Genomic DNA, 23,756 nt, shown 5'->3' on the forward strand with positions numbered 1-23,756 from the left:
TAGAAATGAAAAGATTACTTTTAATAGAATTACAAAAAATATGGTTGAGCAGATCTAGTAGAATATTATCAATAGCGTATTTTTTCATACTTTCTTTTATCGCATTAATTGCCTCTATAAAATTCAATATTGGTAGTTTCCAACTTCATATTGCAGAGCAAGGGATATTCAATTTTCCTTATATATGGCATTTTAACACCTACATTGCAGCTATCTTGAAATTCTTTTTAGCTATTGTAATTGTTTCAATGATGGCTAATGAATACAGTTACGGAACCTTAAAGCAAAACTTGATTGACGGAATGAGCAAACAAGAATTTGTTCTTTCAAAATTTTTAACCGTAGTAGTATTTGCAGCAGTATCGACTTTATTTGTATTTGTAATGTCATTAATTCTCGGATACAGCTTCTCTTCATATACAGAATTTAGTATTGTTTTTTCTGACCTTGAATATTTATTGGCTTATTTTGTAAAACTACTTGGATTCTTTTCTTTCTGTCTTTTTTTAGGTATTCTTGTAAAAAGATCCGCATTTGCAATTGGATTTCTTTTTGTATGGAATATTTTAGAGGGAATTGCTAAAGGTATTTTGAACTTTAAATTATTTCCAGAAGGAAAAACTGCAGATAATATAATGCAGTTTTTTCCTTTAGAGTCAATGGGAAATTTAATTGTAGAGCCGTTTTCTCGATTATCGGTAATTAAGAACATCCAAACGGCAATTGGGGGCGCGGGAAATGGAAAAGACTACAGCGTACATTTTAGTTCAATTATGATAGTTTTGGCTTGGACTGCTATTTTTGTATTTCTTTCATATAAATTATTAAAAAAACGAGATTTATAGTATCTTTGTGTAGTTATGAAAATTACACAAAAATCCCTCTATTTCATACTAATAATTTGCTTTTCAAGAGCAATAAACGCCCAGTACATTCAAATTAACGATACGTATACTGCACAACAATTAGTGCAAAATGTGTTGGTTGGTAATAGTCCATGTGCTAACGTTAGCAATTTCACTGTTAGTGGAGATCCCTCTAGCGGAGGTCAAAATAGTTATGGCTATTTTAATTCTGGAACTAGTAATTTCCCATTTTCTCAGGGGATTGTATTGAGCACAGGTAGGGCAACTTCTGCAGTTGGTCCTAATAATTTCATATTGAGTCAAGGCGGCACTAACTGGCTTGGTGATTCAGATTTAGAATCGGCGCTTGGTATTTCAAATTCTATTAATGCAACCGTCTTAGAATTTGATTTCATTCCAATAACTAATAAAGTTAGTTTCGATTATATATTTTCATCAGAACAATATTTAATTAATGCTACAGCCAACCAATGTAATTATACAGATGGATTTGCTTTTTTATTGAAACCAGTAGATAACTCAACACCCTACCAAAATTTAGCTATTGTTCCAGGCACTAATATTCCTGTAAAAATAAATACTGTTAGAGGAAGCGGAAGTGTTTGCCCTCCAGCAAATCAATCTTTTTTTGATGCATTTAATGGAACCAATCACCCAACCAATTTTAATGGCCAAACTGTAATTATGAAGGCTGAAGCCAATGTAATTCCAGGAACCCCATATCATATAAAATTAGTAATTGCTGATCAAGGAAACAATCTATATGACTCCGCTATTTTTCTTGGGGCAAATAGTTTTAATGTTGGTGCAAATTTAGGTTCTGATAAATTAATTGCAACTAATAATCCTATTTGCGAAGGCGATACTTATACCTTAGACGCCACAATTCCAGGATTGTACTCCTACAAATGGTTTAAGAATAATTCGGAAATATTAGGTCAAACATCTCCAATTTATACTGTTCGAGATTCAGGAATTTATAAAGTAGAAATCACATTAACAGGAACTACTTGTGTTGCAACAGATGAAGTAACAATTGAATATAGCTCAAAACCATCTTTAACAAATTCGCGTCTTATTCAATGTGATGACGATAATGATGGAATTGCGACTTTTGATTTGACGAAAGTCGATTCGATAATTACTGGAAATAACACTCAGTTAAGTAGTGTAGTTTACTTTGAGAATATTACTGATATTAATCCGATTCCAAATCCAAGAAGCTACAGAAATACATCAACAAATACAGTTTATGGAAGAGTTTCAAATTCTTTTGGGTGTGTAGCTTTTGCGACAGTGAATTTACAAATATCTAATCAAATTATCGGTGCGCAAAATCCAATTATTAAGTGTGATGTAGATGGTAATTTAGATGGATTTACTACGTTTAATTTAAATAACGATGCAACTCCGCAAATACTAACAGGATTGCCAACAGGATTAGCTGTAGAATACTATTTGACCAATAATGATGCATTAGTTCAACAAAATTCTTTGCCTAATAATTATACCAATTCAACTATTTACGAGCAAATTATTTATGCAAGAATTGTTAATGGTCCCGATTGTTTTGGAATTACCCCTTTAATATTAAAAGTAACTGCTTTTTCTCCATCTCGTTTTGAAGATGAAACCGTTTATATCTGCAATGGGAATCCGAAGAGAATTGCCGTATCCAATGGATTTTCAAGTTACCAATGGAGTAATGGAGACGGAACGAGCTATACAAACATTAGCTCCCCAGGAACTTATACAGTAACAGTTTCAAATGCACTAGGATGTCAAGCTACAAAGAAATTTATCGCATTAAATTCAGGAACTGGAACAATTACATCGGTTGACGTTGTAGATTTTTCAGGAAGTGAGAATTCAATTGTAATAAATTATACCGGAATTGGTGTTTATCAATTTTCAATTGACGGAACTAATTATCAAGATAGCCCTCAGTTTTATAATGTAGCCGAAGGAAGTTATCTAATTTATATTCGAGATATAAATGGTTGCGAAATTCCAGCTCCTACGAAGGTTTTTGTATTGGATTATCCAAGATTTTTTACTCCTAATGGTGATAGTTTTAATGATTTTTGGACTATAAAAAATAGCGCTAAATATCCTAACATGACAATCTATGTTTACAATAGATATGGGAAATTACTAACACAAGTCAATCCTAGAGGAAGTGGTTGGGATGGAACCTATAACGGGCAACCAATTCCAGCAGATGATTATTGGTTTACCATAATTATAAATAACGATAGAATAATTAAAGGACACTTTGCTCTATTGAGATAAATATTATATTTTTACACTTTGTGATTACTACTATGAAAAAATTAGCGTTACTGTTTTTACTATTATCTTCTTTGATTTCATTTTCTCAGTTGAGTAATAAACACTGGATACCACCATTGCATTCAAGAGATAACACTGCTATTTCTGACCAGTATATTTATATGTCTACTAACGAAACAGTTCCGTTTCAAGTAACTGCTACAGATGGAAATGGTGTTCCCTATGCCGGTTCTCCATTTACAATTTCAGCGTCAACACCTGGATTTTTTACTGTAGGAACTGGCCAGCCAACAAAAATGTTTCTTAACTTAAGTGATGTTAATACAGTTGTTTCAGGGAGAGGAGTTATACTACAAGGAACCAAAGATTTTTATGTTAGTTTTAGAATGCGTCACGCAAGTCATGCCGAAACAATTATTTCTAAAGGAAGACCAGGGATAGGTACAAGCTTTAGATTGGGCTGTACAATTAATGAAAGTCAAGACAATAGAAAAAACTTTGTAGCCAGTGTAATGGCAACTGAAAATAGTACCAATGTAACCTTATCAAATTATAATACAGGAGTTGTTTTTACTAGTGGTGCTGGGAATATTACTGCCGATACTCAAACATTTACTTTAAATGCTGGAGAATGTATCGTTTTTAGTGGAAACAGTAATGTGACTGCTAATCTAGATGGAATTATTGGTGGTTTAATCACTTCAGATAAACCTGTTGCTGTAAATACTGGAAATGCACTTGGAGGCATTACAAATGGTCGTGCTGATCTAACTTTAGACCAAATAGTTTCTGCATCGCAAATTGGTACCGATTATATTTTTATAGAAGGAAATGGGAGTGCATCAATGGAAAATCCTTTAATTGTAGCTCACGAAGACAATACAGCTATTTTTGTTAATGGAAGTGCTTCACCTGTAACTACCATAAATGCTGGACAATACTATTTGGTTCCTAATTCTTATTATCAAGGAACCAATAATAGTAATATATATGTTCGTTCTAGCAAACCCGTTTTCGCATATCAATTATTAGGTGGAGGTTCGGACACTGCTACCTCTGGTCTCAATTTCATTCCACCTTTGAGTTGCTTTTTTCAAAATTCTGTTAATATTCCAAACGTAAATCAAATTGGAACTAATACTTATAATTCCGATTTAATGATGCTGACATACTCCAATGCTACAATATCTATCAATGGCGTTGCAGTACCTACTTCACAAGCTCAAGCCGTTTTGGGAAATAACGACTGGGTATCGTATAGAGTTGCAAATCAATCTGGAAATCTTAATATTACCTCAACAGGTCCATTAGCAGTTGGAGTTTTTGGATTTCAGGGTACAGCAGTTGGATTTGCAGGTTACTATTCCGGATTTGGAAGTACACCTCAGGATACAAATATAACCGTTTGTTCCAATAGTACTAGTGATTTATTTACTGTAATCAATGGAAATCCAGGAACAGGTGGAACATGGACAGTTCCTGCGGGTGGAAGCCCATTAAATGGAAATATATTTGATCCTTCAATTAATTTACCCGGAGAATATATTTACACGTTTACAAAATCTTGTAATACTTCTCTTACAACAATAAGCGTAAAAGTTAATGTTACTATTCAACAAATTAAAAATCCTGGAGTTAGCACAAATACATCCTCTTGCGTAACCACACCAGCTTATAATTTATTTAGTTTGTTAGGAAGTACAGCAGAAGTTGGAGGCACATGGAGTCCGGCATTAAGTTCTGGAACTGGTGTTTTTAATCCAGCAGTAGACGCAGGTGGAATCTATACTTATAGTTTTCCTGCAACGGGAGCTTGTCCTTTAGTGTCATCTACAGTTAATGTAAATAATTCAGTCGTTCCAATTATAAACACAATTACCAATTTTTCTAAATGTGATGATGCCGTTGATGGAAGTGCCACTAATGGAACTGCAACTTTCAACTTATTATTAAAAAATAGCGAAGCACTAGGAACTCAAACTGGAGTAAATGTAACGTACCATACTTCCCAAAACGACGCTAATTTAGGTCAAAACGGAATCACTTCCATAAATACTGGAAATAGAATAATTTATGTAAGATTAACTATGGCGGCCTCAGGTTGTTTTTTGACTACGTCGTTTAATTTGGTTGTAAACCCAGTTCAAACAATCACTACACAGCCCTTATCATCTCAAGATATTTGTATTGGTGGTGATGTTGCTCCATTTACAATAGCTTATTCAGGAGGATTAGGTACACCATCAATTCAGTGGTACAGTACTAATTCAAATAATACAACTAGTGGAAATGCAATTTCTGGTGCTACAAACACTTCCTATACCCCACCAACTTTCAATACAGCAGGGGACTTTTATTATTATGCAATAGTTTCTTTTTCAGGTTTAGATTGCGGAAGCGTTGCAAGTAATACCGCTTTAGTTCGTGTTGTGGCTGATCCTACTGTAACGATTACCCCAAATACTCAAATTATTTGCCAAGGAACTACACCAACTGATTTAGTTGTAACTCCATCAGGCGGAGTGGGAACTTTTAGTTACCAGTGGTATAATTCTCCAGCAAACACAGCAATAGCAGGCGCCACAAGTGCAAATTACACACCCTCAACCGCAATTGTAGGAACGTTATCATACTATTGTATAATTACCCAAACAGGACTAGCATGTTCTGTGACAAGCCCGGTGGTAAGTGTTCAAGTAGTGGATAATCCAATTGTTGGTATTCAGCCATTAGCGAGTCAGCCTATATGTATTAATAACACTCCGATTACTTTAACGACCGCTTTTATTAATGGTACTGGAACACCAACTTATCAATGGTATTCAAATACTATTAATTCTTATTTGGGAGGTACAATAATTTCAGGTGCTACAACACTCAGTTATACGCCGATAACATCAGCTGTGGGAACTCTTTATTATTATTGTGTTGCAACTTATGCAAACGGAAATTGTGGAACAGTTTCTACCAATATTTCTGAAGTAATTGTAAATCCTTTACCCGTAGTTAATGATATTACAATTGTTCAATGTGATGATGATTTAGATGCAGTAACAGCTTTCAATTTAACAGTAAATAATAATCAAATTTCGACAGATGCTGCTAATGAAACATTTACTTATTTTACCTCTTTAGCTGGTGCAAATGCGAATCCGACTTTTGATCAGATTACTACTCCACTTGCTTTCACAAATACCACAGCTGGAATAATGGATATTTGGACGAGAGTTACGACAGTTAATGGCTGTTATAGAGTTGCAAAAATAACTTTGAGAGTTGCCGCTCCAAATATTCCTAGTACCTATAATATTACGATGCCTGCTGTTTGTGATGACTTTCTCGATATTAATGGAAATAATAATGCAAACAATAACGATCGGGATGGTGTTGCAACTTTCGATTTTAGTTCTACAGAACCTACAATTAGGGGATTATTACCAACTTCTGCAAACTACTTCATTAAATATTATCGAAATAGAGCTGATGCTTTGGCGCAACAAAATGAAATAACAAATTTAACCAGCTATAGAAATATCGGATATCCATCAACTCAAAATATTTGGGTGAGAGTTGATAGCGATATAACGAATGCTTGTTATGGCTTAGGGCCTTGGGTCACATTAAATGTTCAAGCAAAACCATTTGCGCATACTGTAAACATTCCTAGACAATGTGACGATAATACAGACGGTATTTTTAATTTTAATACCGCTAACTTAGAAAGCGATTTATTGCTTGGGCAAACTGGAGTTGCAGTTACTTATTATGATTCTTCAAATAACCCGCTGAGAGATTCAAATAATAATTTGATTACAAGTCCGTTTCCAGCGACATTCTCATCAACATCACAAACAATTAGAGCGTTGGTGACAAATACCACTCCTCAGGCTTGCTGGTATGATACAACCATTCAATTTATAGTTGATAAATCTCCAATAGATTTTACAATACCAGCATCTTTGACAACTATTTGTGACGATGAAACCGATCCTGCATTGCAAAACGGACAGTTTGATTTTACAACTTCTCAATCTATTCATGATATTGTAACTTTAAATCAACCCTCAGGAATGGCATTTGAATATTATGATGAAAATAATGTACTTCTATCTACGCCACTTCCAAATCCGTTGCCAGTAACAGTAACAAAAAACATAACAATAGTAGTTTACAATCCGATAAATCCAACTTGTAAAATCACTAAAACAATAACATTCACCGTAAATCCTATCCCGGTGATTGAATTACAAACTTCAACGTTAGTATGTAGTAATGATCCTACTTTCTTTGTAATGTTGAATGCAGGAATCACCGATGGAAGTCCAATAACCAATTATACTTATGAGTGGTATAAAGATGGTGTGGCAATACCAACTGCAACTTCTTATACTTTAAATGTGAATACTGAAGGGATTTATACAGTTAAAGTCATAAATTCATTAGGATGTTTTAGAATTAGAACAATTACTGTAATTGCTTCAGATGCAGCGCATTTCCAAATGCCAACAATTATGGATTTAAGTGAAAATAATACTGTAATTATTAATGTAACAGGATTAGGAAATTATGTTTTCAGTTTAGATTATCCAAATGCTTATCAAACTATAAATATTTTTACTGATGTAGCTCCAGGAGTTCATACCGTTTATGTAAAAGATTTAGATGGTTGTGGAACCACATCTCAAGTAATTAATGTAATTGGAATTCCCAAATTTTTTACTCCAAATGCTGATGGATTTAATGATACATGGAATGTTCTAGGTTTAACTACAACAAAAAATTATAATACTACTATTTATATTTTTGACCGCTATGGTAAATTATTGAAAGAGTTAAGCCCAATTAGTAAAGGTTGGGATGGTACTTTTAATGGTCAACCCTTGCCGTCAGATGATTATTGGTATACTATTTATTTTGAAGACGGAAGAACTGAGAAAGGTCATTTTACGCTGAAAAGATAAAATTCCATTTGAAACTAATAACATAATTATTAGCCCCGATAGTAGCGACATCCCACGCGTTTGCGTGGATATAGCGAATAGCGGGAAATAACGTCATAAAAACCAACCAACTTTATGCTCCTAGAAATAAATAGTGTAATTTTGCTGACTTCAAATTAGTTGAGGATTTACAATATATGAGAACGAAATCGTTAAAAAAGAATAAGATTAATGTAATTACCCTTGGGTGTTCCAAAAATGTATACGACAGTGAGGTTTTAATGGGGCAATTGCGAGCCAATGGAAAAGACGTGGTGCATGAGGAAGAGGGAAATATTGTGGTTATAAATACTTGTGGTTTTATTGATAATGCCAAAGCAGAATCGGTGAATACCATCCTTGAATATGCTGATAAAAAATCACGTGGAATTGTAGATAAAGTTTTTGTTACCGGTTGTTTATCTGAAAGATACCGACCTGATTTAGAGAAAGAAATTCCAAATGTAGATCAGTATTTTGGGACTACAGAATTGCCTGGTTTATTGAAAGCTTTAGGAGCTGATTACAAACATGAATTATTGGGGGAACGATTGACTACTACTCCAAAAAATTATGCTTATTTAAAAATAGCTGAAGGTTGCGACCGCCCTTGTAGTTTTTGTGCTATTCCGATTATGCGCGGAAAACACGTTTCTCAAACTATTGAGAAATTAGTAAAAGAAGCAGAAGGTTTAGCTAAAAACGGCGTTAAAGAATTGATATTAATCGCTCAGGATTTAACGTATTATGGTCTTGATATTTACAAAAAACGTAATTTAGGTGAATTATTAGAAGCTTTAGTTAAAGTTGAAGGAATAGAATGGATTCGTTTGCATTATGCATTCCCAACAGGTTTTCCAATGGATGTTTTGGAAATCATGAAACGCGAACCCAAAATATGCAACTATATTGATATTCCACTTCAGCATATTTCTGATTCTATATTGAAATCGATGCGTCGTGGGACAACAAGAGAAAAAACCACTCAATTATTGAAAGATTTTAGAGCTGCAGTTCCTGGAATGGCAATTCGAACTACCTTAATTGTGGGTTATCCTGGAGAAACTCAGGAAGATTTTGAAATATTGAAAGACTTTGTTCAAGAAATGAAATTTGATAGAATGGGTTGTTTTGCCTATTCTCATGAAGAAAATACACATGCTTACCTTTTAGAAGATGATGTTCCAAGTGAGGTAAAACAAGCTCGAGCAGAAGAAATAATGGAATTGCAATCGCAAATTTCTTGGGATTTAAACCAAGATAAAGTGGGGCATACATTTAAATGTATCATTGATAGAAAAGAAGGTGCACATTTTGTGGGAAGAACAGAATTTGACAGCCCAGATGTGGATAATGAAGTATTAATTGATGCTTCAAGACACTATGTAAAGACGGGTGAATTTGTGATGATTAAAATTACAGAAGCTACAGAATTTGATTTATATGGTGAACCAATTTAGATATTAATTTAATAAAATTAAATATGAAATCAATTAAAATAATTTGCACTTTGTTTTTGTTATTTTCTATGCAATCTATTTCAGCTCAATTTGGCCAAGGCGGAATGGGTGGTGGAATGGGAGGAATGGGAGGCGGAATGGGTCAAGGCGGAATGGGTGGTGGAATGAATGGAAACCGCAATATGCAACCTCAAAGGTCTCAACCAAAAGAACCAGCAATCGAAGAAACGGTAAAAAAAGTGGTCGATAGACTCAACCAACAACTAATATTAGATGAACTACAGGTTATTGCTATTTCTAATATTATTACTGAAAATATAAAAAAGCAAAATGCTATAATAAAAAAAGAAGAAGGTGGTAATGAGGAAAAAGCAAATGAACTAAAAGCAATTGCTGAAAAAATGGATCTAGATATAATGATTTTACTTAACAAAGATCAAAAAGCAAAATACAAATTGCTTGCTGAAGATGCGAAGAAACAACAAGAAGCTTATTCAAGGAGAAACAGATAAAGTTTAAAAAAACCGCGATTATCGCGGTTTTTTTATAAATTTTATTTTGATCCTAAATCTAAATTAAAGCTAACTTTTATCTGTTCTGCAAATTTATCCTTTACAAGTTTTGGAATCTCAATGTCATAATCTTGCGCATGAACTGTAAAATTTCCTGTTGCGCCTACCCCACCCCCATTTGAAGTTAAAAAGATTTTGGTTTTTATTTTCTTAGTTACTCCATGAATAGTTAAATCACCTTCAATATCAAAAGCAACTTTATTAGATGATAATTTTCTAGCATCAAAACCAATTATTTTCCCTTTAAATGTGGAATTTGGAAATTTAGAAGATTCCATATAATTCTCATTAAAATGTTCCTCCATTAATGGTGTTTTGAAACGGATAGATTTAATGATCACACTTGTTGCAAATTGCCCAGTTGCTTGATCTAAAATTGCTGAAACGGTATTACTTTTCCCCGCAATTTCAACTAAATTAGGCATAGATGCATCAAATTTAATTTCCCCAGAACGAGTTAACAATCTTTGAGCGAAAGTTATGTTTACTATTAATAATAACGTAAATAAGAATATTTTTTTCATCTTAATTTAATTTTCAGGGAAATTATTGGTTGCCCATGTATTTATCATTGTAATTGTTGCTTGAGGCAAACTCCCGGTTTGTGGCATTATGTTACCACAAGAAGCATCTAATCTACATAATAAAGTTCCATTTTGGGTTGCATTTTTAACTGCAGAATAGGAAGTTAAATTTGGAAATTGACCTCCTGCAGCATGACAACCTGTACATTTTGATGTCATAACTGGTTTAACATGTACATTGTAGGTTGGATTTGTAACTACACCCGATATATCTTGAATCGTAGTAGATTCACATGAAACAATAAGCAAACTGCTAATTGCGAATAAAACTAATTTTAAATTTTTCATAATTATATGTTTTAAAAAACTCTGTACATATTAAATCCGAAATACAATTGCTTAGTACCATCCCATCGCCCATTTGCATTAGTAAATACAGCTACGTCATTCATAGCTTGGCTGTTTGAGAACACCAATTGGAATACGTGACCACCTGTTTCAATATCTAAACCTAAAGTTAATGGGTTACTATAATTTGAAACAAATCCTTCTGGAAGATTTAATCTAGCTGCATATTCTAAATTCAAACTTAATCGCTTTGCAATTTTATATCTAGCTCCTGTTCCCAATAATAAGGTCGATTTTTGATCTAAAATTCCGTCATATAAATTTTTATGAACGTAAATTGGTGCTAATTCAAATGAAAAGGAATCATTAAATTTTCTCGAAATTAATAATTGGGTTGTAAATGCCAATCGGTTATTGAATTGCAACCCAGGCATTAGATCATTCTTTTTCAATTCACTATTGATATCCATTGTGTTGTATCCTACAATTGTAACTGGAAATCCATCAACTTCCTGATTTGCCATTTTATACTTAGCAGCCAATTCAAATGTTTTTTGAAAAGTATGACGTGAAGCACTAATTGCCAGCCAATTAGAAACTCCATAAATTCCTCCTAATTTAGTATAAGCATTGTCCAATCCGAAAAAATTCTCCATTCCTTGCGCCAAATCACCAAAACGATGTGAAACTATGAAATAAAATTCTCCTTTGGCAGGTAGTTTTGTGGATTGCATATTGCAAATTTGTAGGCCTTTGAATGTTGCTATTTCTATATTAACTTGTTTTGGTATACCTGCGTCCAATTGGTTTAATAAATCGTCTTGCGCCTTTGCAATATAGAAAGTACAAAAGACTAAAAGGAACGATAAAAAGTACTTTATTTTCATTTTAATTGTTTTTATTAATTGAACATTGATCTAATTTCAACTCACCCATCAAGTCATCAAAACCTACTAATCTTCCTTTTATGGAAACTAATTGATCTGTTTTTATAGTTGCATCTGGTAAATTAAAATTACAAATTATAGTATTATCGATAGTTACTATACTATCATAAACTGCAGTTACTTTGCCAGAAATAGCAATAGTTTTGTCGGAATAGTTAAGAGTAGCTTTAGCAACATCAGCATTGAATTCAGCGGTAATAACTTTCGATGGTATAATAAATTCAGCTTCTTCGGTAGCTATATTTCTAGAACCTCCATAAAAAACATAAATTAAAGTGAATAAAAATAGTAAAACTACTCCTATCAGAAATCCTATTATTTTTGTTTTCTTAGACATTCTTTGATGAATTAATATTATTCAAATTTATTAAAATAAATATCAAAAACAGTCTAAAAATGGTAAGATTTTCTTAATTAAATTATTAGGTTGAAACCTGATATTTTTTAATAAATTTGATTTAAAAGCAAAAAAAAACTCTATTTTTTCAAATAGAGTTTTATAAAATAGTAGAAATTGAATTAATCAATAACTATTTTGCGAACTACTTTATCAATATCATTACTGATTTCCACAAAATAAACCCCTTTAGAAAAATCTGATAAATTCATTTGAATTGAATCTAAAGCTAATTCAGAATCAATAACTTTTAAAACCTTTCCATTGATATCAAATACAGTAACTTTAGAAATGGAAGTTTGAATGTTTTTTGTAATGTTGAAAATACCGTTAGAGGGATTAGGCGCAATTGTAATATTTTCTAACGAGGTGAAATTATCAACCCCAAGCGTAAATCCTAATGTACTTGAACCTCTTGCAGTTCCAGAATGTTGATTCATTGAAATTCCAGATCCGAAGGCCCAAATAATATTTAAAGAATTATTGTTATAATTAAAAGTATAGTCACCTGCACCACCAGCAAAATTTCTAGTTAATACAAGTGATCTGGTTGTACCTGATATTAAATCATTGCTAACAAGGGTCCACTCATTTGAGGCATCAATAGTTGGAGCACCTTGCCCCGTTAAAACTGAATCTACTAAAGAGGTAGAATAATAGATGCAATCGGTTCCGTTAGACATTGAAGTTGCATTAAATCCAATTGCAAACCATCTATCTGCAGGACCTGAAAGCCTAAGTGTTACCGTTGATGTTGCTGAATTCATATCAACTTGTAAAGACATTGAGCTATGCAACGCAACTACACCTGATGATTTTGTTTGTGCCATTGAGACATTTAGTCCAACTAATAAGGCAATTGCAAAGTAAAGTTTTTTCATAATTTTTTAATTGAATGGTTGTGTTTTATTTGTCTAATAATATAATTAACTGTGTATTCTTATTGAATTTGGCATAATCTAAAGCAGTTCTTTTCTCATTATCGGTAATTTTAGAATTTGCACCCGCTTTAACAAGCAATTGAGCAATTTCAAAATTATTATTGAATGCAGCATAAATTAACGCTGTTTTCCCTTGAATATCTTGTTGATCTAAATCAGCCTTATTTGAAATTAATTTTTCTATAATTACTTTATTTCCCGACATAATTGCTGCCATCAATGCAGTTCCCATCCCAGAATTGTAATTTATGTTTGAAACTTTATCTGATAAATATAAAGCTACGGCTTCATTATTTCTATAACAAGCCAAAATTAACGGAGTTGCTTTATTATCATTAATGGCGTTTACGAGTTCTGGATTTTGTTTGTAGATATTTTGTATTTCGGATAAAGATCCTTTTCGAGCAACGTCGAACACGTTTTTATCTTGTGCTTTCAAAGAAGTACATAGAAGTAGCAAAAGGACTATTTGAAAGTAGTTTTTCATTGGTTTGAATTGCAGTCTCAAAAATAGAATAATATTTCGATAAAAAAAACAATTATCTAATTATTAGACAATTAATAATCCGTAATCCTTCAAAGTTGCTATTGGTTTTGAAAACCAAAACAGCTCAAAATTCTCAAATTGAGATTCAAAGTCTGATTTAATTTCTTGAAGGGTATTTAATTTAGTATTGGAAACCCTAACTTTATTAAGTGTTTCAATTAGCCAATCCCCTTCTTTACGATTCAATTGAACAGAATAAGACTCCTTTCTATCGTGAAATGTCAACGTGCTCATTTCCCATGAATTTCCTTTTTTGGTTTTAATAAAATTAGCAACTTGCGGCTCTGCTCCTATCCAAACCACCTTTGAATTGGGCTTAATCGATAAATCTATTTCTTCAGATAGTGCATTATAAATGAAATCTTCTGAAATTGTAGTTGGTGGTATTTTAAAATCAAACCAATCCTGTAGTGGATAATCAAAACATATTCCGTGCATGAAATTATAAAGTGATTTCTTTAACCCAAAACTAAATTGATTGTGGTCAATACCTGTCGAATCAACAAAGTTAATATCGTTATTTGCGAAGGTTCCAATTTCCTCTGTCTCTTTAATAACTCCGTATTTTTCTGGATTTAATCCAATTGGACTATGAGCTGTCATTGCAAATTGATGCCAAAATCCAGATTGTAAAACCCCAATTTCAAATAGCTGACGCACCATTTCTAAACTATCAATCGTTTCTTGAATTGTTTGCGTTGGGTAACCATACATCAAATAAGCATGAACCATAACTCCCGCTTCAGTGAAATTTCGGGTCACTTTAGCAACTTGTTCTACAGTTACTCCTTTATCTATGAGTTCTAACAATCTATCAGAGGCAACTTCCAATCCTCCTGAAACTGCAATGCAACCAGAAGCTTTCAATAATTGACAAAGCTCTTTAGAAAAACTCTTTTCAAATCGTATGTTGGTCCACCAAGTTACATCAATTTTCCTGCGTAATATTTCTAAAGCTAATGCTCTCATCAAAGCTGGAGGCGCGGCTTCGTCTACAAAATGAAATCCATTTTGACCCGTTTGAGCAATCAATTGTTCCATTCTATCGCACAAAATAGTTGCAGCAACGGGTTCGTATAATTTTATATAATCCAATGAAATATCACAAAATGTACATTTGCCCCAATAACATCCGTGAGCCATGGTAAGCTTATTCCATCTTCCATCGCTCCACATCCGGTGCATCGGATTTACAATTTCAATTACAGATATGTATTTATCTAACAATAAATCGGAATAATCAGGAGTTCCCACTTCTGCTTGTTTGTAATCAGATTTTGCAGAATTATTTTTATAAACCACTTCTCCATTTTCTATGAGAAAGGTTCTTTTGTATTGCCTAGGGGATTTTGAACTTAAATTATCTATTAGCAATTTTAGTGGTAATTCTCCATCGTCAAGGGTGATAAAATCGAAAAATTCAAATACTCTTTTATCGGAAAGGGAACGCAGCTCTGTATTTGGAAAACCACCGCCCATTGCAATTTTAATTGTTGGATGATACTTTTTTACCCATTGAGCACATCGAAAAGCTGCATATAAATTTCCAGGAAAGGGAACAGAAATAAGAAATAATGTGGGTTGAATGGTTTCAATTTTCGATTTTAATATCGAAATCAATATGGTGTCAATATAGGTCGATTCTTGATTTAATACATCGTACAATTCATCAAATGAGTTGGCGCTTCTTCCTAATCGTTCTGCATAACGACTGAATCCAAAATTTTCATCGATACATTCTACAATATAATCTGAAATGTCTTCTAAATATAAAGTAGCTAAATGCTTGGCTTTATCTTGGGTTCCCATAGTTCCAAAAGCCCAATCCATTTCTTCAATTTGATTGAAACGGGAAGCCTCAGGCAAATAATCACCTTGACAAATTTGCAAAGCTAATGTTGGGTTTTTTCCTTGTAAAAATGAAATAACACTATCAATCGTTTTAATATAATCGTCTTGAAGTGCTAAAATACGAGAAGAATTGGCTGAAAGTTCATCAACCATCAAGTTTAAACTTTCAACTTTAAACAAACTTATAAGTCCTTCTTTGGAAAACAATTCTAAAATCACCTCAATTCCTAAATCGGCTTGAATAGTTGTAACGTTCAACGTATTGAGAAAACCTTTGATATAAGCAGAAGCCGGATATGGGGTGTTCAGTTGCGTGAACGGCGGGGTGACTATAAAAACGTTGTTTTCCAATTAATTTGTTTTTGACAAAAATAACTAAAATAAAACGAACAGATTTTTATTTTTTAGTTTGAATTTGAATCCAATTCAAGATCTCAGATAATGCTAAAGGCGAAAATGTTTGTTCGATTTCTGAATATTCTTGAGGGGAACCCGTTTTACATTCTTGAAATAAATGATTCAAATTGGGTAATTCTTTAATAGTTACTTTCTTATTCCCACCTTTTACAAGGGCTTTATTTATAGCATCTAAATTAACTTTTGAAGGAACTTGTAGGTCTTTATCACCATTTATTGCTAAAACAGGACATTTTACTTTTTCTAATGCCGGCGCAGGATTGTATTTAATAAAAAATTGCATCCAAGGAATCATTATTTCAGCCACTTTCGCTTCTATAAAGTCGGATTCACTTATACCATCTGGAATTTTTAAACCTGAATCTGATTTAACAGATTTTGTGATGTAATCAGTTAACTCTTTCTTCATCAGGTCTGAACTCGTCGCTTCTTTTACAATTTTAGAAACCTCTTTATTTATTATTTCCGATTTCTTCAAATCCTCATCAGAAATTCCTGATGCTTTTCCAATTAATTCTTGTTGTAACAATAACAGTTCGTCACCCGGAATTCCTGTGCCTGCTAATAAAATTATAAATGATACCTTTTTGGATTTAGCAGCTACCATAGGAGCTATTATTCCCCCTTCGCTATGTCCAATTAAACCGATTTTCTTTTGATCTATTTCCTTTCTTGTTAGTAAATATAGTACTGCTGCTTCTACGTCTGATGCAAAGTCCAAAGTTGTTGCAGTAGCATAATTCCCTTTTGACATTGCCGTTCCTCTATCGTCAAAACGTAAAACTGCAATTCCATTTTTAGTTAAATAATCAGCAATTATCAAAAAAGGTTTGTGTCCTAATAATTCTTCGTCTCTATTTTGAGCTCCACTTCCTGAAATTAAAATCACAGCTGGAAAAACACCATCTTTAGTTGGTAACGTCAAAGTTCCTGCAAGACTTATATTTGCTACCTTATTTTCAAAAACTACGTCTTCAGTATAATAAGAATAGGGTTTTTTTGGTTCTTGTGGGCGTTTAATTATTTCTTTTTCAACTTTTCCTTTCGATAAATTCATTGGAAAACTTTGCCCAGATTGTTTAAAATTACCAATTATGTTTCCATCAGCACCCAAAACTCCTTCGTACTCAATTCTAGGATTTGCAATAGCTATAATTAACTTTGAATTCTCAAAATTGGTAGTTGTAACTGGCATTCCAAATGCTTTTTGATCCGGACTATCCATGGTTGATGAAAATCCTTTATCAGTTTTATTAATATGAAAAACCAAGCTCAATTGCATTCCTTGAACTTTTAATACTCCATTCCAAGTACCCGTAATATCTTGACCGAAAATAGTTGAAATTGCTCCGAAAATAAAGATAAAAGAGACGATTCTTTTCATGTATAATTTAATTTAATTTATGATTGTTTGTTTTGAGTTGTAAATAATATGAAAATTTTAAAGACACAATTGTAAAAATTTTATAAAAAAAGATTTAAAGAAAAAAATACATGTAAAAATCAATTGGGATTATAACAAAATCCATTAGTAATCCTAGTTTTTAATTTATGTAATTAGGCAAATATCTAATTCCTAATGTTACTAAACAAGTAATTGTATTGCTTTTTTTGTAATTTAGCAAAAATTAAATTTCCTATGCCTACGGATTGTATTAGCTATCAAAATTCAGGATATTTCACTCCTATGATGAATGATTATTTAAATCAGGAATCTAGCTTACAATCATTTTACAATCATTTTCCATCAATTGAAAATTTCGAAAATCAGATTAAGGAAAAACAACAAAATTACAGTCCTAAAATAAGAGAAATACTAGTTTCTGTTCTTAATAAACAATATGAAAATAGTTCAGTATCGGAATTAACAAAGAACAATATTGCTTTTCTTTCGAAAGAAAATACTTTCACAATTACCACTGGTCATCAGCTAAATTTATTTACAGGGCCATTGTATTTCCTTTACAAAATAATCTCAACCATAAAATTAACAGAGGAATTAAAGAAGAAATATCCGTCTTATAAATTTGTACCAATCTATTGGATGGCTACTGAAGACCATGATTTTGATGAAATAAACTACTTTAATTTTAAAGGTAAAAAATTCAAATGGGACAAAGAAAGTTCTGGACCGGTTGGAAGGCTTTCAACTGATGGACTTCAAGAAATACTAACGGTATTTGAGAAAGAATTAGGATCTGGTTCAAATGCTAATGAAATAAAAAATCTGTTTGAAAGCGCTTACACAAATATTGATTCGTTAGCCAATGCAACTCGTAAATTGGCGAATGAACTTTTTGGATCTTACGGATTAGTAATTATTGATGCAGACAATTCCGAATTAAAAAGTCAATTTATTCCATATATTAAAGAGGAACTATTACAAAATACTTCCTATAAAAATGTTTGTGAAACGATTGAAAAGCTAAAGAAATATCCAACACAAGTTAATCCTCGTGATATTAATCTTTTTTATATTGAAGATAATTTAAGAGAACGAATTGTATTTGAAGAAGGAGTTTTCAAAATTAACAATACGAAAATTACATTTTCACAAAGTGATTTGTTAGAATTGTTGGAAACCAATCCAGAAAAATTTAGTCCAAATGTAATACTGAGACCATTATATCAAGAAGTGATTTTACCTAATTTATGTTATATTGGCGGCGGTGGAGAAATTGCCTATTGGTTGGAATTAAAGTCGACATTTGATGCTTTTGGATGTACTTTTCCTATTTTATTGCTAAGAAATTCAGCACTTATAATAACCAAAAAACAAGAAGAGAAAATCGAAAAACTTCAATTGAATTGGAAACAATTATTTTCAAAACAAGAGATTCTAATAAATAATAAAGTAAAAGAAATATCAGAAATTCCAATTGATTTTTCAAAGCTAAAAACAGCATTACAAAAGCAATTCTCAGATTTATATACTATTACAAATCAAACAGATAAATCCTTTTTAGGAGCGGTAAAGGCACAAGAAGCAAAGCAAATAAAAGGACTAGAAAATTTAGAAAAACGATTTTTGAAGGCTCAAAAAAAGAAATATGAGTTAGAATTAGAGCGAATTATCAAGCTTCAAAACGAGTTATTTCCGAATCAAAGTTTGCAAGAACGTCAAGCTAATTTTTCTGAATTTTATTTGGAATCAGGAAAAACATTGGTTTCAAAATTATATAATGAATTAGTTCCTTTAGATACAAATTTTACGATTCTAACATTATAATGAGATAATAATTGGAATTCGATTAAAATATCTTACTTTTGCAAAAAATTTATAAAAAACAAAATGGCTACAAATAGAACATTTACAATGATTAAACCAGATGCTGTTGCAAACGGACACATCGGTAACATTTTAGCAATGATTACAAACGGAGGTTTCAAAATCGTTTCTTTGAAATTAACTCAATTAACTGTGGCTGATGCTCAAGCATTTTATGCTGTTCACGCTGCAAGACCTTTCTACGGAGAATTAGTAGAATTTATGTCAAGAGGACCAATTGTTGCTGCAATTTTAGAAAAAGAAAATGCAGTTGAAGATTTTAGAGTATTAATTGGCGCAACCAATCCTGCTGAAGCTGCTGAAGGAACAATTAGAAAAGCTTATGCAACTTCAATTGGTGAAAATGCAGTTCACGGTTCTGATAGCGACGAAAACGCAGCTATAGAAAGTGCTTTCCACTTTGCTGGAAGAGAGCAATTCTAATAGAACTTTTTTAAATATAAAATCCCGTTTCAATGAAACGGGATTTTTTTTTGATCCAAATTTTACTTATCTGAGTATTATACTTTTTACAATTTCTCGCTTTAATTCTTCATTTATCATGGTTATAATTTTAGATTTTCCATGACTTAATTCTTCCCTTAAAACTGAGGATGACAATTCTACATATAATGTTTCCCCTTTCAAAGTTACATTTTTAGTATAACTGTTTACACCATTTCCCATCAATGAAACCCAAGCTTCTTTGACAGAAACTTGGTCAATTCCCGACTGAAGTTTGTTACTTTGGATGAATTCTTTTAAAACATCACCAATTGAACTTTCGTTATTTAGTCGTTTTGCCATCTCCTAAAATATTTATTGGCGAAGCCTTTTTATAATGATACTCCGCTTTTGAAGAATTTATTAAAACTAATTTGTCTTTTGAAATAGCTTTAATTTTTTCTTTCCATTTTGCAAATGGAGTATTGTAATTGATATAAACCTCCTCGTTTTCAAACGAAATTTTAATTTTTTCCAATTGGTTATTAACTAAAAAACGTCCGTCCAATTGAGGCATTACTTTCTTTCTAAAACCTGATTTATCTTTTACTTGAAAATAGTCAAACGATTCATTGTAAGTGTATTCTTTATTTGAACCATTTGAAAAAACTACCTTTTCTATTTCCCAATAGCCATTCAAATAGGCAATATCATTGGAAGTCACTTTTTGATGACAAGCAGAAAATAGAAGTAATAAAGCAATTGAAACTATTTTTTTCATTATACTGAGGTTTATACAAATTTACTTCATTATAATTTTGAATACCAATTAAATTATAAAAATAATATTTCAATTAAACTATTTACTATTTTTAAAGTCTTATTTCAAACTTTAGTTATGAAAAAAATTATTTGCTTTTTACTTATATTAATAACATTTACCAATTGTTCAAACGACAATAATAGTAATTCCAACACCAATAATAATACCATGTATTTCCCACCTAACAATGGAACGGATACTTGGGAAACACAATCTATTTCTTCTTTAGGTTGGAACCAAAATGCGGTTCAGCCTTTACTAGATTATTTATTATTAAAAAACACCAAATCATTTATGATCCTTGTAAATGGGAGAATAGTGATGGAAAATTACTTTAATGGTCATACTGCAACTACACTTTGGAGGTGGAATAGTGCTGGTAAAACACTAACTTCAACTATAACCGGAATTGCTGAACAAGAGGGTTTTATCAATACAAACAATAAAGTTTCAGATTATTTAGGAACTGGTTGGACAAGTGCACCATTAGCAAAAGAAAACCTAATCACATGCAAAAATTTATTAAGTATGAACTCTGGTTTGGACGATACTTTAGTAGATGATGTTGCTCCCAGTAACCTTCAATATGTTGCCGATGCTGGGACCAGATGGGCGTATCATAATGTTTATGTAAAACTTCAAGATGTGGTTGTACAAGCTACCGGACAAACATGGAACAACTACTTCAATACCAAACTCAGAGATAAAATTGGGATGAGTTCAACTGGTTTTTGGTATAATGGAACTGGAGCAAATTTAGGGTTACGAATCTATTTTAGTAATACAAGAAGTATGGCAAGATTTGGATTATTAGCTCTCAACAATGGAAATTGGAATGGAACACAAGTTATTAATTCAGCCTTCTTAAATCAAGCTACAACTACTTCACAAAATATCAATTTAGCATATGGTTATTTATGGTGGATCAACGGCAAAGCAAGCTACCGTTTACCTCAAACTCAATTGCAATTTAATGGAAGTCTAATTGCTTCAGGAGCAAATGACATGTACATGGCTTTAGGAAAAGACGACCAGAAAATTTATGTTGTTCCGAGTAAAAAAATGGTGGTTATAAGAATGGGAGATGCCGCAGATTCAGCAAATTTAGCACTTTCAACATTTGATGAAGTACTTTGGCAGAAAATCAACGCTTTGTACCAGTAATTATTTATTTGTAATACGATTATAAAGTCCTAAAAGGAAGAAAATTGATCCAACAGGCAATAATATTCCATAGAAAATCGGACTTTTTTCTTTAATTAAATTGGAAATTACAAATAATAAAAAACTTATAAAGTACAAATAAATAGGTGGTATTTTTTTTAATGAGGGAAAATTCATCAGCTAATTATTTAAAGAAACTATCTACAAATTCGTATTTATTGAAAACTTGCAAGTCTTCAATTCCTTCACCCACACCTATATATTTTACCGGTATTTGAAACTGATCTGAGATTCCAATTACCACTCCACCTTTTGCAGTTCCGTCTAATTTGGTAACCGCTAAGGAAGTCACTTCCGTTGCAGCTGTAAATTGTTTTGCTTGTTCAAATGCATTTTGACCTGTTGACCCGTCTAAAACTAACATTACATCGTGTGGAGCATCACCAACCACCTTTTGCATTACTCGTTTTACTTTAGTCAATTCGGCCATTAAATTTACTTTATTATGTAAACGCCCTGCCGTATCAATTATAACAATATCGGCATTTTGAGAAACAGCCGATTGCAAAGTATCAAATGCTACCGATGCAGGATCACTTCCCATTTGCTGTTTCACCAATGGCACTCCTACTCGATCTGCCCAAACTTGCAACTGATCAATTGCGGCCGCTCTAAAAGTATCAGCGGCGCCCAAAACTACATTAAAACCTTGTTTCTTAAATTGATAAGCCAATTTACCAATAGTGGTAGTTTTTCCAACACCATTAACACCAACTACCATTAACACATAAGGTTTAGTCGTGGTTGGAATTTCAAATTGAGTTCCTTCGCCAGAATTAGTTTCTGATAAAAGACTCGCAATTTCATTTCTAAGGATTTCATTAAGTTCCTCTGTTCCTAAATATTTATTTTCAGCTACATAGTTTTCAATTCGCTCAATAATTTTAAGAGTAGTATTCACTCCAACATCTGATGATATTAAAATTTCCTCTAAATTATCTAAAACATCCGCATCTACTTTAGTTTTTCCTGCAACCGCTTTGGTCAACTTAGAAAAAAAGGAGGTTTTTGATTTTTCTAATCCTTTATCCAACGATTCTTTTACTTCCTCAGGAAGGATAGTTTCTTTTTTTTCAGAAGAGAATAATTTTTTAAAAAAACTCATTATTAAATATTTTATCCCCCGAAAATTCGGGTTTGATTTAAAACCAATAAATTAAGTTGTAAATATAAAAAATAAAAAAGCTACTTCCGAATGAAAGTAGCTTTTCTATATAATGCTATTGAAAATTATTTATTTTTCAAGAATTCGTCTACTAATTCAGGAGCCATAATAGATTCTACAAAAGTATACGCTCCAGTTTTAGGAGATTTTACCATTTTGATCGCTTTTGACAATCTTTTAGAAGCGGTCTGTAATGTTGCTACGGTTTTCTTTGCCATGACTTATATTGTTTTATTTGTGTATTTTAATAAACCTTCAAATGAAACCATTTGAGATTAAATTAAAATCTCTAATTATTTAATTTCTTTGTGAACAGTTACTCTTTTCAAGATAGGATTGAATTTTTTAATCTCTAATCTATCTGGAGTATTTTTTTTGTTCTTAGTTGTTATATATCTAGAAGTACCTGGAACACCTGATGTTTTGTGCTCAGTACATTCTAAAATTACCTGAATTCTATTACCTTTTTTTGCCATTTTGTATGATTATTCTTCTCGAATTGCGAGAGGATTATTTAATAAAACCTTCTGACTGTGCTTTTTTCAAAACTGCAGCGATTCCGTTTTTGTTGATCGTTTTAATTGTAGATGCAGCTACTCTAAGAGTAATCCATCTGTCTTCTTCAGGAAGATAAAAACGTTTTTTTAGTAAGTTTACAGAAAACTTTCTTTTAGTTTTATTCATGGCGTGG

General features: G+C 32.3%; 22 protein-coding genes. 8 read left to right on the forward strand and 14 right to left on the reverse strand.

The window, feature by feature from the left end; genetic code table 11:
* Nucleotides 1-5: 5 nt before the first annotated feature.
* From AC9UFV_RS05880 to AC9UFV_RS05900, 5 genes are all read left to right on the forward strand, one after another.
* Nucleotides 6-845, forward strand: a complete 840-nt coding sequence (locus AC9UFV_RS05880) for an ABC transporter permease (RefSeq protein WP_509573804.1) — start codon at nucleotides 6-8, stop codon at nucleotides 843-845.
* A 15-nt stretch (nucleotides 846-860) separates the two neighbouring features.
* Nucleotides 861-3,158: a choice-of-anchor L domain-containing protein gene (locus tag AC9UFV_RS05885; protein WP_509573807.1), complete on the forward strand. Its 2,298-nt coding sequence runs from the start codon at nucleotides 861-863 to the stop codon at nucleotides 3,156-3,158.
* A 32-nt stretch (nucleotides 3,159-3,190) separates the two neighbouring features.
* Complete coding sequence (locus AC9UFV_RS05890; RefSeq protein ID WP_509573809.1) at nucleotides 3,191-8,119, forward strand: FIDD domain-containing protein; 4,929 nt, start codon at nucleotides 3,191-3,193, stop codon at nucleotides 8,117-8,119.
* Nucleotides 8,120-8,295: 176 nt separating this feature from the next.
* Nucleotides 8,296-9,597 carry a 30S ribosomal protein S12 methylthiotransferase RimO gene (gene rimO / locus AC9UFV_RS05895; protein WP_509573811.1) on the forward strand — a complete coding sequence of 434 codons (1,302 nt, stop codon included), beginning with the start codon at nucleotides 8,296-8,298 and terminating at the stop codon, nucleotides 9,595-9,597.
* 23 nt (nucleotides 9,598-9,620) lie between these two features.
* The gene (locus tag AC9UFV_RS05900) at nucleotides 9,621-10,109 is read left to right on the forward strand and encodes a hypothetical protein (RefSeq protein ID WP_509573813.1); all 489 of its coding nucleotides are present in this window, start codon (nucleotides 9,621-9,623) and stop codon (nucleotides 10,107-10,109) included.
* A gap of 41 nt (nucleotides 10,110-10,150) precedes the next feature.
* Here the strand turns inward: AC9UFV_RS05900 and AC9UFV_RS05905 are convergent, their stop codons facing one another.
* The 8 genes from AC9UFV_RS05905 to AC9UFV_RS05940 all read right to left on the reverse strand — a co-directional run bounded on the left by AC9UFV_RS05905 (nucleotide 10,151) and on the right by AC9UFV_RS05940 (nucleotide 17,525).
* On the reverse strand, nucleotides 10,151-10,693 hold the full coding sequence (locus AC9UFV_RS05905) for a YceI family protein (protein ID WP_509573815.1): 543 nt from the start codon (nucleotides 10,691-10,693) through the stop codon (nucleotides 10,151-10,153).
* Between the two features lie 6 nt (nucleotides 10,694-10,699).
* On the reverse strand, nucleotides 10,700-11,041 hold the full coding sequence (locus tag AC9UFV_RS05910; protein ID WP_509573818.1) for a hypothetical protein: 342 nt from the start codon (nucleotides 11,039-11,041) through the stop codon (nucleotides 10,700-10,702).
* Between the two features lie 11 nt (nucleotides 11,042-11,052).
* A complete protein-coding gene (locus tag AC9UFV_RS05915) occupies nucleotides 11,053-11,928 on the reverse strand; it encodes a DUF5777 family beta-barrel protein (protein WP_509573820.1) in 876 nt (291 codons plus the stop codon).
* A gap of 1 nt (nucleotide 11,929) precedes the next feature.
* Nucleotides 11,930-12,325, reverse strand: coding sequence for a hypothetical protein (locus AC9UFV_RS05920; RefSeq protein ID WP_509573822.1), 396 nt, complete (start codon nucleotides 12,323-12,325; stop codon nucleotides 11,930-11,932).
* Between the two features lie 182 nt (nucleotides 12,326-12,507).
* The gene (locus AC9UFV_RS05925) at nucleotides 12,508-13,266 is read right to left on the reverse strand and encodes a T9SS type A sorting domain-containing protein (RefSeq protein WP_509573824.1); all 759 of its coding nucleotides are present in this window, start codon (nucleotides 13,264-13,266) and stop codon (nucleotides 12,508-12,510) included.
* Between the two features lie 25 nt (nucleotides 13,267-13,291).
* On the reverse strand, nucleotides 13,292-13,813 hold the full coding sequence (locus tag AC9UFV_RS05930; protein WP_509573826.1) for an ankyrin repeat domain-containing protein: 522 nt from the start codon (nucleotides 13,811-13,813) through the stop codon (nucleotides 13,292-13,294).
* Between the two features lie 63 nt (nucleotides 13,814-13,876).
* The gene (locus AC9UFV_RS05935) at nucleotides 13,877-16,075 is read right to left on the reverse strand and encodes a B12-binding domain-containing radical SAM protein (protein ID WP_509573828.1); all 2,199 of its coding nucleotides are present in this window, start codon (nucleotides 16,073-16,075) and stop codon (nucleotides 13,877-13,879) included.
* A 46-nt stretch (nucleotides 16,076-16,121) separates the two neighbouring features.
* Nucleotides 16,122-17,525 (reverse strand): alpha/beta hydrolase family protein, encoded by a 1,404-nt coding sequence (locus tag AC9UFV_RS05940; protein WP_509573830.1) that lies wholly within the window; start codon nucleotides 17,523-17,525, stop codon nucleotides 16,122-16,124.
* Nucleotides 17,526-17,780: 255 nt separating this feature from the next.
* Between AC9UFV_RS05940 and bshC the strand changes: the two genes are divergently transcribed.
* Together bshC and AC9UFV_RS05950 are read left to right on the forward strand one after the other, a co-directional pair.
* Nucleotides 17,781-19,370, forward strand: coding sequence for a bacillithiol biosynthesis cysteine-adding enzyme BshC (bshC, locus tag AC9UFV_RS05945; RefSeq protein WP_509573832.1), 1,590 nt, complete (start codon nucleotides 17,781-17,783; stop codon nucleotides 19,368-19,370).
* A 63-nt stretch (nucleotides 19,371-19,433) separates the two neighbouring features.
* The gene (locus AC9UFV_RS05950) at nucleotides 19,434-19,853 is read left to right on the forward strand and encodes a nucleoside-diphosphate kinase (protein ID WP_509521955.1); all 420 of its coding nucleotides are present in this window, start codon (nucleotides 19,434-19,436) and stop codon (nucleotides 19,851-19,853) included.
* A 66-nt stretch (nucleotides 19,854-19,919) separates the two neighbouring features.
* Here AC9UFV_RS05950 and AC9UFV_RS05955 read toward each other — a convergent pair whose 3' ends face one another.
* A complete protein-coding gene (locus tag AC9UFV_RS05955; RefSeq protein ID WP_509573834.1) occupies nucleotides 19,920-20,216 on the reverse strand; it encodes a DciA family protein in 297 nt (98 codons plus the stop codon).
* Nucleotides 20,197-20,634, reverse strand: a complete 438-nt coding sequence (locus AC9UFV_RS05960; RefSeq protein WP_509573837.1) for a lipocalin family protein — start codon at nucleotides 20,632-20,634, stop codon at nucleotides 20,197-20,199. The genes AC9UFV_RS05955 and AC9UFV_RS05960 overlap by 20 nt, the downstream gene beginning before the upstream one ends.
* A 117-nt stretch (nucleotides 20,635-20,751) precedes the next feature.
* Between AC9UFV_RS05960 and AC9UFV_RS05965 the strand changes: the two genes are divergently transcribed.
* On the forward strand, nucleotides 20,752-21,840 hold the full coding sequence (locus tag AC9UFV_RS05965) for a serine hydrolase domain-containing protein (protein WP_509573839.1): 1,089 nt from the start codon (nucleotides 20,752-20,754) through the stop codon (nucleotides 21,838-21,840).
* Nucleotides 21,841-22,024: 184 nt separating this feature from the next.
* Here the strand turns inward: AC9UFV_RS05965 and ftsY are convergent, their stop codons facing one another.
* The 4 genes from ftsY to rpmB form a co-directional block, all read right to left on the reverse strand.
* On the reverse strand, nucleotides 22,025-23,005 hold the full coding sequence (gene ftsY / locus AC9UFV_RS05970) for a signal recognition particle-docking protein FtsY (RefSeq protein WP_509573842.1): 981 nt from the start codon (nucleotides 23,003-23,005) through the stop codon (nucleotides 22,025-22,027).
* A gap of 125 nt (nucleotides 23,006-23,130) precedes the next feature.
* Nucleotides 23,131-23,283 (reverse strand): DUF4295 domain-containing protein, encoded by a 153-nt coding sequence (locus tag AC9UFV_RS05975; RefSeq protein ID WP_509521946.1) that lies wholly within the window; start codon nucleotides 23,281-23,283, stop codon nucleotides 23,131-23,133.
* A 75-nt stretch (nucleotides 23,284-23,358) separates the two neighbouring features.
* The gene (rpmG, locus tag AC9UFV_RS05980; RefSeq protein ID WP_008253902.1) at nucleotides 23,359-23,541 is read right to left on the reverse strand and encodes a 50S ribosomal protein L33; all 183 of its coding nucleotides are present in this window, start codon (nucleotides 23,539-23,541) and stop codon (nucleotides 23,359-23,361) included.
* 34 nt (nucleotides 23,542-23,575) lie between these two features.
* A partial coding sequence (gene rpmB, locus AC9UFV_RS05985) for a 50S ribosomal protein L28 (RefSeq protein WP_509573844.1) occupies nucleotides 23,576-23,756 on the reverse strand: 181 nt, incomplete at its 5' end.

The sequence above is a fragment of the Flavobacterium sp. genome, from assembly GCF_044349645.1.
GTDB lineage: Bacteria > Bacteroidota > Bacteroidia > Flavobacteriales > Flavobacteriaceae > Flavobacterium.

Bases quoted from the DNA above. Each gene is read 5' to 3' on its own strand.
- rimO (WP_509573811.1), top strand. From the start codon at position 8,296: ATGAGAACGAAATCGTTAAAAAAGAATAAGATTAATGTAATTACCCTT.
- AC9UFV_RS05975 (WP_509521946.1), bottom strand. From the start codon at position 23,283: ATGGCAAAGAAAACCGTAGCAACATTACAGACCGCTTCTAAAAGATTG.
- AC9UFV_RS05940 (WP_509573830.1), bottom strand. From the start codon at position 17,525: ATGAAAAGAATCGTCTCTTTTATCTTTATTTTCGGAGCAATTTCAACT.
- AC9UFV_RS05955 (WP_509573834.1), bottom strand. From the start codon at position 20,216: ATGGCAAAACGACTAAATAACGAAAGTTCAATTGGTGATGTTTTAAAA.
- AC9UFV_RS05915 (WP_509573820.1), bottom strand. From the start codon at position 11,928: ATGAAAATAAAGTACTTTTTATCGTTCCTTTTAGTCTTTTGTACTTTC.
- AC9UFV_RS05925 (WP_509573824.1), bottom strand. From the start codon at position 13,266: ATGAAAAAACTTTACTTTGCAATTGCCTTATTAGTTGGACTAAATGTC.
- rpmG (WP_008253902.1), bottom strand. From the start codon at position 23,541: ATGGCAAAAAAAGGTAATAGAATTCAGGTAATTTTAGAATGTACTGAG.
- ftsY (WP_509573842.1), bottom strand. From the start codon at position 23,005: ATGAGTTTTTTTAAAAAATTATTCTCTTCTGAAAAAAAAGAAACTATC.
- AC9UFV_RS05930 (WP_509573826.1), bottom strand. From the start codon at position 13,813: ATGAAAAACTACTTTCAAATAGTCCTTTTGCTACTTCTATGTACTTCT.
- AC9UFV_RS05920 (WP_509573822.1), bottom strand. From the start codon at position 12,325: ATGTCTAAGAAAACAAAAATAATAGGATTTCTGATAGGAGTAGTTTTA.
- AC9UFV_RS05900 (WP_509573813.1), top strand. From the start codon at position 9,621: ATGAAATCAATTAAAATAATTTGCACTTTGTTTTTGTTATTTTCTATG.
- AC9UFV_RS05910 (WP_509573818.1), bottom strand. From the start codon at position 11,041: ATGAAAAATTTAAAATTAGTTTTATTCGCAATTAGCAGTTTGCTTATT.
- AC9UFV_RS05960 (WP_509573837.1), bottom strand. From the start codon at position 20,634: ATGAAAAAAATAGTTTCAATTGCTTTATTACTTCTATTTTCTGCTTGT.
- AC9UFV_RS05905 (WP_509573815.1), bottom strand. From the start codon at position 10,693: ATGAAAAAAATATTCTTATTTACGTTATTATTAATAGTAAACATAACT.
- AC9UFV_RS05885 (WP_509573807.1), top strand. From the start codon at position 861: ATGAAAATTACACAAAAATCCCTCTATTTCATACTAATAATTTGCTTT.
- AC9UFV_RS05965 (WP_509573839.1), top strand. From the start codon at position 20,752: ATGAAAAAAATTATTTGCTTTTTACTTATATTAATAACATTTACCAAT.
- AC9UFV_RS05880 (WP_509573804.1), top strand. From the start codon at position 6: ATGAAAAGATTACTTTTAATAGAATTACAAAAAATATGGTTGAGCAGA.
- bshC (WP_509573832.1), top strand. From the start codon at position 17,781: ATGCCTACGGATTGTATTAGCTATCAAAATTCAGGATATTTCACTCCT.
- AC9UFV_RS05950 (WP_509521955.1), top strand. From the start codon at position 19,434: ATGGCTACAAATAGAACATTTACAATGATTAAACCAGATGCTGTTGCA.
- AC9UFV_RS05890 (WP_509573809.1), top strand. From the start codon at position 3,191: ATGAAAAAATTAGCGTTACTGTTTTTACTATTATCTTCTTTGATTTCA.